The following is a 13,493-nucleotide window of genomic DNA, read 5'->3' as shown; positions in this document are numbered from 1 at the left end:
AAACGCTTACTCCGCCGGGTGGTGAGAGACTTGGGTGATACCAGCGGCACGATGCGGCTGATCGCGCGGGGGCTCAGGCTCGTTCGAGCTCGGTTCCTTGGCGAAATCGCGCAGCAGGATGCCGATACCGGCGGTAAAGACGATGAAATAGACGATGACGAAGGCCACCATGGACATTTCCATGTTAGGCAGTGTCACGGGTGAGACGCTGTCGACGGTGCGCAGCAGCCCATAGATTGTGAAGGGCTGGCGGCCCACTTCGGTCGTGACCCAGCCGCACAGCAGGGCGATGAACCCGGCAGGCGTCATGAGCAATGCGCCGCGCAGCAGGATCGGGTTGGTATAGAACCCGCCCTTCCAGCGCAGGAACAGCGAGAAGAAGCCAAGCAGGGCCATCAGGCTGCCAAGGGCCACCATCACGCGGAAGGTGTAGAACACCACATACATCGGCGCGCGCTGGTCCTTCGGAAAATCCTTGAGGCCCGGCACCTTGCCGTCGAGGCTGTGCGTCAGGATCAGCGAGCCCACCAGCGGGATACCGATCTTGTAGCGTGTCACCTCATGTTCCATGTCCGGCACGCCGAACAACAGTTCGGGCGCACGGCTCTCGCTCTCCCAGTCGCCTTCCATCGCCGCGATCTTGGCGGGCTGGTATTTCAGCGTGTTCAGGCCGTGGGCGTCACCCGCAAGGATCTGGAGCGGTGCCACGATGGCAGCCATCCACATCGCCATGGAGAACATGACCTTCACGGCATCGGTCGGCTGGCGCTTCTGACGCTTGGCCTTGAGCAGATGCCACGCGCCAACACCACCCACGATGAACGCAACGCACAGGAACGCGGCGAGCGCCATATGGACGAGGCGGAACGGGAAGGAGGGGTTAAAGACGATGGCGAACCAGTCGGCCGGCAGGAAGCGGCCTGTTGCGGCATCGATCTTGTAGCCCTGCGGCGTCTGCATCCAGGAATTGGAAGCCAGGATCCAGCTCATGGAGATCAATGTGCCGATCGAGACCATGCAGGTTGCGGCAAAATGCAGCCGCTTGCCCACGCGGTTGAGGCCGAACATCATGACGCCAAGGAACCCGGCCTCAAGGAAGAAAGCCGTCATGACCTCATAGGCCAGCATCGGGCCAAGGATCGGTCCGGCCTTTTGCGAGAATTGTGACCAGTTGGTGCCGAATTCATACGACATGACGAGGCCGGAAACGACACCCATGGCAAACACCACGGAAAAGACGCGTAGCCAGTATTTGAAGAGGTCGAGATAGACGGGTTTGTCCGTCTTGAGCCAGAGCCCTTCGAGCACAGCCAGAAACGCGGCCAGGCCGATGGAGAAGGCGGGAAAGACGATATGGAATCCGACGGTAAACGCGAATTGCAATCGTGCGAGGAAGAGAGCACTCATGTCAGGCATTGCAGGGATCCGCGGCCATCAAGGCCAGTCGTGAAGGGGAATGGTTAACTGCCACCGCCCATAAGGCGTCAGCTTCCCCTCCGGTTCATCAATAATGCCCTGTTATTATCGCGGAAACGTGATTTTGCAATAAAATGTCATCAGGACCGAGCGGAATGGGAAGGTCAAGGTGGTCCGGTATCCTTGCGGTTTGTTCATTAAGCCCCGCAAGAAAGCGTGCATAGTCCGGGTTGTTTCGCAGAGCTTGCGGGGTATGCGCGATCCAGTAACGGGTGAAGCCCTGTAAGCCTGTGAGATGCGCCCATACCGTGCCTTGTCCCACGCTAGAAAGTGTCCCGCGGGCGACGACCGAAAGGGCGCTGAGCGTGAAAGACGCCTCCTGAATTAAAAAGCGTTCATAACCCATATCATGGGTCGAACCTGCCGGGCGCTGACTCGCGGGGCCGTCCTCGCTCGTCCGATGCAGTGCGGCGATAACAAGATGGAAATGCCGCGCTGGAGGCAGTGCAGAGAGGAGGTCCGACAGGCTGGGCGTCAGGCTGTTACTGCCCTTTGTTGCGGTCAGCTTCGGTTCCATCCTGTCTGCACGAAGCTCCAGGCTCCATGCCAGAGAGGGATCGGCGCGCCGGCCGCCAGGCAGGAATCGCGCTGTGACATTGCGCAGCGTGAGCGTATCGATTCCCGATATCGGTAGCCCCGATGCCGTCACACCTGCCGTGCGGTAGACGATCGCCTTCTGCGACGGGTCGAACCAGCCCGATCCGCCACCGGTACTGAGCACGATATCACCCCCGGGGCGCAGAATTTGTACACCCTCACTCGTGAATGACGCCGCGAACGGGTGTCGCCAGCCGGGCGTGATTGTGAGAGACCGCCCGGTCCAACCCTTTCCGGAGTCGCTGCTTGCCAGGGGAGCAGTCAGCACAATGCGTGATCCCCAGGGGCGCCACAGGCGGGTTTTTTCCCGCCATGCGAAATGCCAGCCCTCTGTCTGTGCCGTCGTGGATAGGATCACGATCTGCCGGTCGATCTGGCCGATGCGATAAGCGTCCAGCGCCTGTGTCGCGAGTAACAGGAACGTAACACCGATGGTAGCGAAGAAGAGCCCTTTTCTCATCTCGGATAGGCCCGGCGAATACTGGGCAATCGGTAGGTTCTGCTCTCTGATTTCACAGTTGTCGCGAGAAACAGCACATTTTATCCCCAGAGCTGAAAACGGATGAAATGAGGAAAAGGGAAAGAGTCTCTCCCGCGGGGCTATGAAAGCGCAGAGGGCTGTGTTAGATGCCGCGTCCGCATCGTCCGTTCCGCCAAAAGCGCGAAAAACCTAGCTTTTGCGGCGATTGTCTCTTGACTCGCTTTCTAGCCCGATACGGAAGGATCCTTTCAGGATCGTACCGGTTTTATGCGGGTTGTGCACGGTGTTCCGCACAGGATTCCCCCCGATCAGACCCTCAGGTCCACAGAGTTATCCACAGGGTGTGGCATATCGTGTGCCGCGCAAAGCTTGTCCCATGACCGGTAGATCGAGTCGATCAGAGAGTGCCGCCCGGCATTCGCGGGCAGGGCCTCTCCTATGGCAATGATGATTTCTCCTGGCGTCATCGACCAGCCACGGCGTGGCCAGTGCAGGCCGGAATTGGTGGCTACCGGGATGACAGGTACAGCGGCCTGCTTGGCCAGTGCGACCACGCCGGGCTGGAGGGGAACACGTGCTCCAGGGACAGTTCTCGTCCCTTCCGGAAAGATGATGATCTGCCTGCCTTCGTCAAAATGCTCCTGGGTGGCCTTCATCAGGCCGCGCAGCGCTTTCGCTCCCGCCGCGCGCTCAACCGGGACCATGCCTGAGAGGAGGAGCATCGGACCGATGAAGGGGATGCGTGTCAGTTCCTGCTTGATCACATAGGCTGGTCTGGGTGCGAGTGTCATCCAGATAAACCCGTCAAAGAAAGATTGATGTTGTGAGGCGATCAGGCAGGCGCCGGCGGGCAGGTTCTCTCGGCCGGTTACCGTGATGCGTATACGGCAGATCAGGCTCAGGCCACGCAGGGTGAGTGATGACCAGAGCCGGGCATAGCGCAGGGCCAGATTGCGGCGCCGCATCAAGCGGATGGGCATGGCAATCACACCCATGAAAAGGGTCAGGACAATGAAATAGGTGATGAAAAGCCAGGCGCGTATCCGGTTCATGCACTCCCCCAGTAGCGTCTTGAGAACATTGTGTTCACTAAAGCAACACGCAGCATGAAGGAAACGGGGCAGGGCGGAATTCTCTTGCACCAAAACATTTCATGGACCTTGCCCTAGCCGGGAGGCACGAGATTGACACCGCGTGAGAGCCCCAGATGTGAGCCGATCCATTTCATGTATTCGTGCAGCAGCAGTGTGAAGGTAGCGCGGTCAGGGCTCCTCCTCAGCGCGGGTGACCGCACGGGATAGGGATGCAGTATCACATCTGGCGCAGCGCGATGGATCTCCACCATGGCTCGTCTGATATGATAGCCAGCTGTCACAACCAGTAGGGAACGGATGTGATTCTGCATGGCCCACTGGGCAGTTTCTGACCCGTTGCCGATGGTGGAGACAGCACGTCTTCCAAGTGTGATACGGGACGCGAGTTCAGGCGTGATTGCCAGAGGGGCATGTTCACTGAGTTGAGTGAGTGTGGCGTGAGGACCAACCCCCGAAATCAGAAGTTTACGTGCAACGCCCTTGTCCAGCAGTTGCAGTGAAGCCTCGATACGGTCGCGCCCTCCGGTGAGGGCAACGATCCCGTCGCAATGCACGGGGCTGGATACGGGATGCAGGGCATCGACGCAGAACCATGCGAATCCGGTACACCAGACAATCGCCAGAATCAGCACGAAAAACGGAACAGCCAGCCAGAATTTCATGATGCGGAAGATCTCATGATGAACTGTCTGTCATGGTAGCCTGCGTAGCCAGAGCCGTACCGTCACCTGTGCCACCACAAAGCTGAGCACAGCAACAAGGATCGGCACACAGGAGAGAGACTGAAGCAATGCTGACGGAATGGTCGTCCAGAGTGCAAGCCACTGGGCATAGCTTTCGGGCCACGTTGTCGTGGTCGCGCCAGCCTCATCCATGAAGGGAAGCAGGAGATGATAGAGTATTGCCAGAATGGCGCCGCCCAGAATGGTGCCAATCACACCGCCGGTCAGACCCAGACCGGCGCTACGCCAGGCAATGCGCCGGGCAACCAGCCCGTCGCGTGCCCCCAGCCCATGCAGGATCTCGATGGTGCGTCGCCTGGCAATCAGGGTCATGCGCACTGAGAGGGTGGTCACGCCGGCTGTTGCAAATCCCGCGAGAAGTACCGCAAGCCAGGCGCAGGCTTGCAGCGTCTGGCCGAGAAGCATCAGGCGCTCACCCCAGCGGGCGTTTTCCTCAATGATGGCGGAGGGAGCGACCGTATCCAGTATGACGGGCAGATTGGTGGCAGGCCGGTCATCACGTCGCGTGACCGAGAGGACGACCGGCAGATCGGACAGGCTGGTCTGCATCGTTCCCAGCCATGGTCGGAGGATGTCGTGCAACTTTGCTTCAGGAAGCATTTCGACGGCGGCGATACCTGGGTCACTCCGGAGGACGGCGATCAGTTTTTGAGCAGTCTCCTGAGCGTTACCGACCAGGTCGGGAATTTCGATTGTGACCTGACGGGTCGCTCCATGGTTCCACTCCCGTGAAAGGCTGCGCGCTGCATTCCAGCCGCCGAGAGCCAGAACCGCAATGGCAGCAACCGCTGCGATGATTGGTATCAGCCCCTGATCACGCCGCCCGAGATGTAACCCGTCTGGGAGCTTGTGCCTCATCGGTACCTGTCCCTTGAGGGGGGGCTTGCCGATTGATTGCTGGTCCTCCCGAAGATATGGCCGGATTCTGGTGGATCTGGGCGGTTCGACTGTGCGTCGCTTTCATGGGGGCGGGGCGGATGAACGTCAGTGTCATGACTGTCCGATGCATCGGAGGGCATCGAATGGTTCGCCGGGAAAGGCAGCGGAGCGCTGAGCCGTCCATGACGCAGATTGATGGTTGGCAGAGGCATGGCGCGCAGCAATGTCTCATTATGCGTGGCGACAATGACAGTCGTCCCCGAACGGCTGAGCGTGCGGAAGGCTTCGATCAACTTCCAGCTCTGACTTTCCGCAAGGGCATTGGTAGGCTCGTCAGCCAGCAGCAGGGCGGGGCGTGTAACGAGGGCGCGCGCAATGGCAACGCGTTGACGTTCACCGCCCGAAAGCTCATCCGGCAGATTGTCCCCTTTTGTGTCGAGGTCCAGCCAGTCGAGTATGGCGCCAATCTCGTTTTTGATGGCGTTGTCGGTCTGACCGGCCAGACGCATGGGAAGGGCAACGTTGTCGTACACGCTCAGTTCGGCAAGCAGGCGCAGATCCTGAGGTATGAACCCGATACGTTGTCTGAGCAGGGAAAGCTGTCGCCGACTGGCGGTCGCTGTATTCACCCCCAGTATCTCGACTATGCCTGACTCTGCCTGTGTTTCCGCGTGGGCGAGACGAAGCAGGCTTGATTTGCCTGCCCCCGAGGGGCCGGTCAGCCAGTAGAAGCCGCCCTGAGGGATGGAAAAATCGATGCCTTCAAGGACAGGACGTGGCATCTGGCGTCGCCCTGCAAGGCGGCGACGCTGGGCGTGGCGATAGGTGACGTCATGAAACCGGATCATGAATGCCCCGGTCGCATCATCACATGTTGCGTGCGGCGACGGCTGAAATCGTCGCCCCAAGAGCGGCGATTGCCATCAGCAGGAAACCGTCAAATACGAGGCCACTTGCCGTCATGACGTGATGGCCGATGGCCAGGTGATCCGGAATGCTGCCGACCACATGGTTCATGACATCCTGTGCCTGCGGGTCGGTCGAGGCTGTGCCAGTGGTGATGGCCGAAAGGGCCTTGGGTAGGGCCATCCAGCCAATGCCAAGCACGAGGCAGAGCGGTGCCAGAACCTCGGCCACTTGCTGGGCGAAATAGAACGCGAAATAGCAGACGGCCCAAAACGCCGTACGCAGAATGGCCAGCCCGCCAGTGCTGCGTCCCATCGTGCCTCGGGGCTCGCGGTCGTCGCTTGGCTGGCCTAGGCGTGAAAGGGACGGGCGGGACGAAACTTCCATGGGGCGCTTCCAGCTTGTCGTGACGGGCAGGAATGAACGGGCGTCCAGACGGCACTGGCCACGTTATCTGCTCCTGAGGTAACTGCCGGCGCGATGAAATGCAATGACCCGCCTGCTGGCGGGGTCGCTTATGGTGCACTGACTCCTGAATGAGCGCGATATCCTTTCGGGTTTGTCGCCTTGTGGCGCCACGGATGGTGGGGGAAAAGGTATCAGTGCCCTAGAGCTCGCCCGTATTGCCATGCCGACGTATGGGTGAACCTGAGAAAGGTGTTTTTCCCTTTTCGACTTGTTTTCGAGCTCTTTTGGCCCTCATGACATTGCCGAACTTGATCACCTCGGTGAACTCATGAGACCAGTGCAGGCATGACCCTGACAGATGTGCCCCGCCCCGTGATCCTTCTCGTCGAAGAATCGGAGATACAGGCTCAAGCCCTGACGCTGCTGTTGACCGAAGCAGGGTTTGCCGTCCGACGCGTAGCCAGTGGAGAAGAGGCACTGACCTGCCTCGATGACGGCCTGCCGGATTTGGTCGTGGCGGATTACCACCTGCCAGGCATGAATGGCGGCCAGATGGCTCGGCAGTTCCGTATGAACGCCCAGACCCGTTCGATCCCCATTCTGATGCTGACCGAGGATGTCGGGCCCGGTCTGGAGCGTGAGGGGCTCGAAAGCGGCGCGGATGCCTATATCTCCAAATCGGCCCATCCTGACCTGCTGGTGCTGCGTATCCGTGCGCTGCTGCGGGAGGGCTCGGATTTTCTCCAGGCTGAAGAGGCTGGGCGGTTTCGACGGGCGCGTATTGTTATCGTCACGAGCCCCCATACCGAGGATTTCGAGGACGAGCCGGGCGACAATGCCAATTGGGCGCGCGATTCCTCTGGTGCGTCTCTGGGGGAGCTGCTCTGGCGCGATGGCCATACGGTCACCACGGTTACCGCCTCGGGCGAGCTGATTCATGGGGGCTGGCTTGGGGGCGAGGAGGGGCCGGATTGTCTGGTGCTCGACCTTACGTCGCGCCTGCTCGATGGGGTGAATTTCTGCCGCCGTCTCGATGCGCGCCGTCAGGATGTGCTTGAGGCCGGAGGAACTTCCTTCCGGATCCTCGGCATTGTCGATGCTGACCGGTTCAGGCGTCATTCTGCGGCAGATCTGTTCGATGCGGGGCTGGATGACCTGGTGCCCAGCGACATCGCCCCCGATGTTCTGGCGCTGCGCATCCGTGTGCTGGTGCGTCGCAAGCTGGCTCAGGACGAGATCAGGCAGCAGGAAATCAAGCGTCAGGTGCGTGAAGTGGCGCTTCAGACAGCGCAGAGCGAGGCCCGCGCCATTGCTGCCAAGGCCGCGATGGCCGAGGCGCTGGCCCACGCCAATTCAGAACTCGCCGATGCCAATGCGCGACTGATCGAGACGCAGGCCAAGCTGGTGCAGACAGCCAAGATGGCCTCGCTCGGCGAGCTCGTGGCAGGCATCGCCCACGAGATCAACAACCCGCTCGCCTTCACCCTGGCGCACGAGGAGACCATTGCGCGCGCCCTGCAACGGCTCACGGAGTCCGAGGGGCCTCTTCTGCCTGCACAGCTTGCGCTGCTTGAGAAATGTTCGAGCCGTATCGGTGCGATGCGGCTGGGGCTGCAACGCATCCAGAATCTGGTGCTCAGTCTGAGGCGATTTTCACGGCTCGATGAAAGCGCGTTTCAGGATACCGATGTGGTTGAGGCGATCGATACGGCGCTTGCCCTTCTGGCGCATAAATTCGGCCGTGAGATCACGGTTGAGCGCCATTTGTCCGCCCCGCGTATGCTGGTCTGTCAGCCGGCCCTGTTACATCAGGTTGTCATGAATATCGTGAGTAATGCAGCCGATGCCATACGCTCGCGTGCCGAGGCTGAAGGGCTTGAAGCCGGGGCGCCTAGCGGCAAGATCGTGATCCAGACTGTTTTGAAGCAGGAGGGATCGGAAGCAGATTATGTAATCAGCGTGGCGGATGACGGACCAGGTGTGCCCGCAGCCCTGCGCGCCCGTGTGTTCGAGCCGTTTTTCACGACCAAGCCTGTCGGTATGGGAACGGGGCTGGGGCTGGCGATTGCCTATGGCGTGATCGAGGCGCATGGCGGCACGATTGATATAGAGGACGCGAATCTCGAGGGTGGACGCGATGTGGGGGCCTGTTTCACGCTCTCCGTTCCGGTGCGCCTTACCCCTACGGGACCGGTGACGATAGGACGCAGCGCATGAAACGGACCGAAATGAGCGTACCATTCGGGAGGAGCCGTATCCTCCTGGTGGATGATGAAGCTGAAATTCTGGTCGCGCTGACCGATCTGCTGGAAGATGAATTCGATATTCTCTCCAGTACAGACCCGCTCGAGGCGCTCGAATTCCTGCGCAAGTCACCCGATATCGCGGTGATTGTCTCCGATCAGCGGATGCCCAATATGACGGGCGATGTGATGCTCAGCAAGGCGCGGGACTATTCCGATGCGCGCGGGATTCTCCTGACCGGTTATGCCGATCTGGCCGCCGTGGTTGCCGCCCTCAACCAGGGCAGGATCCAGTTCTATGCTCATAAGCCGTGGGAATCTGACTCGCTGCGGGCGATGGTGCGTGAGGTTGCAGCCCATCATCGCCTTGAGCGCGCCCTGATGATGGAGCGCGTGTTGTTGCACGGGGCCCTGGAATCGGTACCGATGGATGTTGTGTTTTCCGAAGCCGATGGCACGGTGCTGCGACATAACATCGAGGTGGAGGCGCTCTCTGACAACAGGGGAAATATCGCAGAAAATTCCCTCTTCGGTGATACCCTTCGTCCCGAGATCATCGCCATGCGCGAGGAAGCCCGGAGCCAGGGAGAAGTCTCTCGACTGGTAGCGGAACACACTGCCGCGGGCGTGAGATGGCACGAGATCACGCGCCAGACCCTGCCCTGGCCGCGCAATGCCCTGGGTGTTCCCTTTCCGAGGGAGCAGCGCTGGCAGATGATGCTCGACCGTGACGTGACAGAGCGCCTCGCCATGGAGGAGCGCCTGCGTCAGGACGACAAGATGCATGCGCTTGGCACACTTGCCGGGGGCATCGCGCATGATTTCAATAACCTGCTGACCGCCATGCTGGGCTCGCTCGAACTGCTTCAGGACATGACGCCTGCGGTGAACCCGACCGTGACCAAACTTTTTGACAATGCCCTGGAATCGGCCCGACGTGGCACGGTTCTGACTCGCCGTCTGCTCGAATTTGGCCGACCGAAACCCATGGCGCTGCGTCCGGTCGATCTGGTCGAGATGATCTGGAGCATGCACGATCTGATTGTGCAGAGCCTGAGCCGGGCGAGCGATCTGCGCGGTGAAACGGGACGCTGCACGATCGATCTCACGGCCGTGCCGCGCGATCTGGTCATGCCCGCCGTGATGAGTGACTCCGGTCAGCTCGAAATGGCCCTGCTCAACCTGTGTATCAATGCCCGCGATGCCATGCCGGATGGCGGTGTCATCAGCATCGCGCTCAGCCATGAGCCTCATGCCCTCGAAGGCGAGCGTGTGGTGCTTTCGGTCGACGATCAGGGCTGCGGCATGCCACCGGAGATCGTGCGACGTATCTTCGAGCCATTTTTCACGACCAAGGGCCTTGGAAGTGGCACGGGTCTGGGTCTCTCGACCATCTATGGGTTCCTGCAGCGCAGTGGGGGAGATATCCGTGTCGAGAGCGCGCCGGGCGAGGGGACGCGCATGATCTTGCTGTTGCCCGTCAGCCATGAGGCGACGACAGAGGGGGCGCAGCAGGAGGCGGTCGAGGCACTTTCGGGGCCGCGCAAGCTGCGTGTGTTGCTGGCCGATGATGAACCCGGTGTGCGGCTCGTTACGGCGCAATTCCTCTCGCAGGACGGTCATGAGGTGATCAGCGTTGCGGATGGCAAGGATGTGATTGCCTGCCTGGCTGCGGGTGAACATTTCGATCTGGTTGTGCTCGATCTGCTGATGCCGGGCATGGGCGGCCGTGAATGCGGTGCCATCCTGGCGGAGAAATATCCCGCTCTGCCGGTGCTTTACGTCAGTGGTTATGCCGACCCCGAAAACCTGCCTGCCGAGGCTTTCGTGCTGGGCAAGCCCTTCACCCCGGTCGAGTTGCGTCAGGCAATCGCCACCACACTGCGTAACTGGACATAAGGCGGGCTTGTCTCTCTGCGCGCAGGGCTTATGTGAAGAGGCATGCACACTCATTCCTCTTCCCCCCATGACCCTGTTGGCTGGCATGGCACCACCATCCTTTGCGTTCGTCGCGATGGACAGGTGGCCATGGCGGGTGACGGGCAGGTCACGCTTGGCCAGACGGTCATCAAGGGCAATGCCCGCAAGGTACGCCGCATAGGGCCCAAGAACTCCATTCTCGCCGGGTTCGCCGGGGCGACAGCCGATGCCTTCACCCTGCTTGAGCGCCTTGAAGCCAAGCTGGAGCGCTATCCCGATCAGCTTGAACGGGCCTGTGTCGATCTGGCGAAAGACTGGCGCACGGATCGCTATCTGCGTCGGCTGGAGGCCATGATGGCGGTGGCCGATGCCCATCGCTCCTTCACACTGACCGGCAACGGCGACGTGCTTGAGCCTGAGGATGGGATCATCGCGATCGGCTCCGGCGGCAATTATGCGCTTTCGGCCGCGCGTGCGCTTATCGATATCGAGGGGCTGAGTGCCGAGGATGTGGCCCGCCGTGCGATGAAGATTGCTGGCGATATCTGCGTCTACACCAATCATTCGGTCCGGGTGGAACTGCTGGGCGGAGAGTCGCTGTAATGGAAATACCGAATTACTCGCCGCGTGAGATTGTTTCCGAGCTGGATCGCTTCATCATCGGTCAGAACGAGGCCAAGCGGGCTGTGGCTATTGCGATGCGCAACCGCTGGCGCCGTGCGCAATTGCCCGAAGGTCTGCGTGAAGAGGTTGTGCCCAAGAACATCCTCATGATCGGGCCAACAGGCTGCGGGAAGACCGAGATTGCCCGCCGTCTGGCGCGTCTGGCACAATCGCCTTTCCTGAAGGTCGAAGCCACCAAGTTCACCGAAGTTGGCTATGTGGGGCGCGATGTGGAATCCATCGTGCGCGATCTGGTCGAGGTATCACTCACCATGCTGCGTGAGGCCCGGCGCAAGGACGTGAATGCCAAGGCCGAGCTTGCCGCCGAATCCCGCCTTGTCGATGCGCTGGTCGGTGAGGGGGCCACGGCGGACACCAAGACCAAGTTCCGCCAGATGCTGCGTAATGGCGAGCTTGAAGACAAGGAAATCGAGATTCAGGTGGGGCGTGAGCCGGGCGCGGGTGAAATGCCCGACATGGCCAACGGCACTGTCATGAATGCCGCCGCCTTTGGCGATCTCATGAAGAACCTCATGAACCGTTCACCCCAGAAGCGTCGCCTCACCATCGCCGCTGCGCGTCAGCTTCTGATTCGCGAGGAGGCCGACCGGCTGGTGGATAATGATGCGCTGACCCAGGATGCGGTGCGTCACGCGCAGGATCACGGCATCGTCTTTCTCGATGAGATCGACAAGGTCTGCGCCCGCTCGGGTGAGGGCGGTGGACGAGGTGGCGATATCTCGCGTGAGGGCGTGCAGCGCGATCTTCTGCCGCTGATCGAGGGAACGACGGTCACCACCAAATACGGGCCGGTCAAAACCGACCATATCCTGTTCATTGCATCCGGTGCCTTTCATCTGGCAAAGCCCTCGGACCTGCTGCCTGAGTTGCAGGGGCGTCTGCCCATTCGCGTCGAGCTGGCTGGTCTGACACGTGAGGACCTCAAGCGCATTCTGCTCGAGCCCGAACACTCCCTGCTCAAGCAATATGTCTCGCTTCTCGGCACCGAGAATCTGACGCTCTCCTTTGAGGACGGTGCGGTGGATGCGCTCGCCGAGCTGGCGGCGGATATCAATGAGCGTGTCGAGAATATTGGCGCCCGTCGTCTGGCAACGGTCATGGAGCGCCTGCTGGAAGATGTTTCCTTCAGGGCGTCTGACCGGAGCGGGGACACGGTGGTGATCACCGCGCAGGATGTGCAGGAGCGCGTTGCGCCTCTGGCCCGCAAGGGCGATCTGAGCAGGTTCATCCTGTGAGCGGCGCGGTAACGGAACTCCCCTTCGTCCAGCCCGTGGACGGCACGGCGGCGGAGGCCATTGCAGCGATCGGCGACGAACTCGCCCTGTTTGATGACTGGATGGATCGCTACGAATACATCATCGAGATGGGGCGCAACCTCCCGGCCTTTCCCGCTGCGTGGCAGAATGATGGTCATCGTGTGCCCGGCTGCCAGAGCCAGGTCTGGCTTGAGGCGTATGAGGCAGATGGCCGCCTGTTCTTTGCCGGGGCGTCCGATGCGGCCATCGTGAATGGTCTGGTGGCTCTGCTGCTGCGCGTTTATTCCGGGCGTGACCGGGCGGAGATCGAGGCGACGGACCCGACATTCCTGCATGATCTGGGACTGGTGAAGGCGCTTTCGACCAACCGTGGCAATGGGGTCGAAGCAATGGCCCAGGCCATACGGGCCCGAGCCCGGGTCTGATTTTGACAGAATGGAAGAGTAGCCAAGAAAAAAGGCCCGGGAGACCGGGCCTTTTTTACATGGAACAACCCGAACTGCGAGAGGCGGAGACCGCCCCCTTAATCAGTTCTTGCCAGGGGCTCCATCGGCGGGGGTCGCTGGTGCGGTCGTCTTGCTATCGTCCTTGGCGGCGGCATCAGCCTTGCACTTGGTGAACTTGCCCTTGGCATCGCGGCATTTCTCGGCCTTCGGCTTTTCGCATTTCACGAACTTGCCCGAGGTCGCATCGCGGCAGGGCTTGGCGTAGGCAACGGGGGCTGCGGCAGTGCCGAGCAGCACGGTCAGGGCGAGAAATCCGCGAAGCATGGTGAAATCCTTGGCTGGGGTTTCAGCAACACTCTG

Annotated in this window: 13 protein-coding genes; 5 read left to right on the top strand and 8 right to left on the bottom strand. The window is 60.7% G+C overall.

Annotation, left to right across the window (positions count from 1 at the left end; translation table 11 throughout):
• Positions 1-6 precede the first annotated feature (6 nt).
• The 7 genes from ACWNRM_RS11715 to ACWNRM_RS11685 form a co-directional block, all read right to left on the bottom strand.
• Positions 7-1,416: a cytochrome ubiquinol oxidase subunit I gene (locus ACWNRM_RS11715; RefSeq protein ID WP_023978129.1), complete on the bottom strand. Its 1,410-nt coding sequence runs from the start codon at positions 1,414-1,416 to the stop codon at positions 7-9.
• An 88-nt stretch (positions 1,417-1,504) separates the two neighbouring features.
• Positions 1,505-2,533 carry a hypothetical protein gene (locus ACWNRM_RS11710; protein WP_485170940.1) on the bottom strand — a complete coding sequence of 343 codons (1,029 nt, stop codon included), beginning with the start codon at positions 2,531-2,533 and terminating at the stop codon, positions 1,505-1,507.
• A gap of 329 nt (positions 2,534-2,862) precedes the next feature.
• Positions 2,863-3,606, bottom strand: coding sequence for a lysophospholipid acyltransferase family protein (locus ACWNRM_RS11705; RefSeq protein WP_485170939.1), 744 nt, complete (start codon positions 3,604-3,606; stop codon positions 2,863-2,865).
• Between the two features lie 113 nt (positions 3,607-3,719).
• Positions 3,720-4,310 carry a YdcF family protein gene (locus tag ACWNRM_RS11700; RefSeq protein ID WP_485170938.1) on the bottom strand — a complete coding sequence of 197 codons (591 nt, stop codon included), beginning with the start codon at positions 4,308-4,310 and terminating at the stop codon, positions 3,720-3,722.
• Between the two features lie 30 nt (positions 4,311-4,340).
• On the bottom strand, positions 4,341-5,249 hold the full coding sequence (locus ACWNRM_RS11695; protein ID WP_485170937.1) for a cell division protein FtsX: 909 nt from the start codon (positions 5,247-5,249) through the stop codon (positions 4,341-4,343).
• Positions 5,246-6,118: a cell division ATP-binding protein FtsE gene (locus ACWNRM_RS11690; protein WP_485170936.1), complete on the bottom strand. Its 873-nt coding sequence runs from the start codon at positions 6,116-6,118 to the stop codon at positions 5,246-5,248. The genes ACWNRM_RS11695 and ACWNRM_RS11690 overlap by 4 nt, the downstream gene beginning before the upstream one ends.
• Positions 6,119-6,137: 19 nt before the next feature.
• The gene (locus tag ACWNRM_RS11685; RefSeq protein WP_485170958.1) at positions 6,138-6,491 is read right to left on the bottom strand and encodes a hypothetical protein; all 354 of its coding nucleotides are present in this window, start codon (positions 6,489-6,491) and stop codon (positions 6,138-6,140) included.
• 438 nt (positions 6,492-6,929) lie between these two features.
• On the opposite strand from ACWNRM_RS11685, the gene ACWNRM_RS11680 reads away from it, so the two are divergent.
• From ACWNRM_RS11680 to ACWNRM_RS11660, 5 genes are read left to right on the top strand one after another with little or no spacing between them, the layout of a single operon-like run.
• Complete coding sequence (locus tag ACWNRM_RS11680; protein ID WP_485170935.1) at positions 6,930-8,801, top strand: response regulator; 1,872 nt, start codon at positions 6,930-6,932, stop codon at positions 8,799-8,801.
• The gene (locus ACWNRM_RS11675; RefSeq protein ID WP_485170934.1) at positions 8,798-10,726 is read left to right on the top strand and encodes a response regulator; all 1,929 of its coding nucleotides are present in this window, start codon (positions 8,798-8,800) and stop codon (positions 10,724-10,726) included. Before ACWNRM_RS11680 ends, ACWNRM_RS11675 begins: the two co-directional genes overlap by 4 nt.
• Positions 10,727-10,768: 42 nt before the next feature.
• A complete protein-coding gene (hslV, locus tag ACWNRM_RS11670; protein WP_122039042.1) occupies positions 10,769-11,350 on the top strand; it encodes an ATP-dependent protease subunit HslV in 582 nt (193 codons plus the stop codon).
• Positions 11,350-12,666: an ATP-dependent protease ATPase subunit HslU gene (gene hslU / locus ACWNRM_RS11665; RefSeq protein WP_485170933.1), complete on the top strand. Its 1,317-nt coding sequence runs from the start codon at positions 11,350-11,352 to the stop codon at positions 12,664-12,666. The genes hslV and hslU overlap by 1 nt, the downstream gene beginning before the upstream one ends.
• On the top strand, positions 12,663-13,112 hold the full coding sequence (locus ACWNRM_RS11660; RefSeq protein WP_485170932.1) for a SufE family protein: 450 nt from the start codon (positions 12,663-12,665) through the stop codon (positions 13,110-13,112). Before hslU ends, ACWNRM_RS11660 begins: the two co-directional genes overlap by 4 nt.
• A gap of 102 nt (positions 13,113-13,214) precedes the next feature.
• On the opposite strand, the gene ACWNRM_RS11655 is transcribed toward ACWNRM_RS11660, so the two are convergent.
• The gene (locus tag ACWNRM_RS11655; RefSeq protein WP_485170931.1) at positions 13,215-13,457 is read right to left on the bottom strand and encodes a hypothetical protein; all 243 of its coding nucleotides are present in this window, start codon (positions 13,455-13,457) and stop codon (positions 13,215-13,217) included.
• Positions 13,458-13,493 lie beyond the last annotated feature (36 nt).

This window comes from Asaia sp. A2 (genome assembly GCF_057319415.1).
This window is presented reverse-complemented; position numbering and strand designations above follow the sequence as displayed.

What these genes read in the sequence shown, in the direction of transcription:
- ACWNRM_RS11715 (WP_023978129.1), bottom strand. Translation starts at nt 1,416, where the DNA reads ATGCCTGACATGAGTGCTCTCTTCCTCGCACGATTGCAATTCGCGTTT.
- ACWNRM_RS11710 (WP_485170940.1), bottom strand. Translation starts at nt 2,533, where the DNA reads ATGAGAAAAGGGCTCTTCTTCGCTACCATCGGTGTTACGTTCCTGTTA.
- ACWNRM_RS11705 (WP_485170939.1), bottom strand. Translation starts at nt 3,606, where the DNA reads ATGAACCGGATACGCGCCTGGCTTTTCATCACCTATTTCATTGTCCTG.
- ACWNRM_RS11700 (WP_485170938.1), bottom strand. Translation starts at nt 4,310, where the DNA reads ATGAAATTCTGGCTGGCTGTTCCGTTTTTCGTGCTGATTCTGGCGATT.
- ACWNRM_RS11695 (WP_485170937.1), bottom strand. Translation starts at nt 5,249, where the DNA reads ATGAGGCACAAGCTCCCAGACGGGTTACATCTCGGGCGGCGTGATCAG.
- ACWNRM_RS11690 (WP_485170936.1), bottom strand. Translation starts at nt 6,118, where the DNA reads ATGATCCGGTTTCATGACGTCACCTATCGCCACGCCCAGCGTCGCCGC.
- ACWNRM_RS11685 (WP_485170958.1), bottom strand. Translation starts at nt 6,491, where the DNA reads ATGGGACGCAGCACTGGCGGGCTGGCCATTCTGCGTACGGCGTTTTGG.
- ACWNRM_RS11680 (WP_485170935.1), top strand. Translation starts at nt 6,930, where the DNA reads ATGACCCTGACAGATGTGCCCCGCCCCGTGATCCTTCTCGTCGAAGAA.
- ACWNRM_RS11675 (WP_485170934.1), top strand. Translation starts at nt 8,798, where the DNA reads ATGAAACGGACCGAAATGAGCGTACCATTCGGGAGGAGCCGTATCCTC.
- hslV (WP_122039042.1), top strand. Translation starts at nt 10,769, where the DNA reads ATGCACACTCATTCCTCTTCCCCCCATGACCCTGTTGGCTGGCATGGC.
- hslU (WP_485170933.1), top strand. Translation starts at nt 11,350, where the DNA reads ATGGAAATACCGAATTACTCGCCGCGTGAGATTGTTTCCGAGCTGGAT.
- ACWNRM_RS11655 (WP_485170931.1), bottom strand. Translation starts at nt 13,457, where the DNA reads ATGCTTCGCGGATTTCTCGCCCTGACCGTGCTGCTCGGCACTGCCGCA.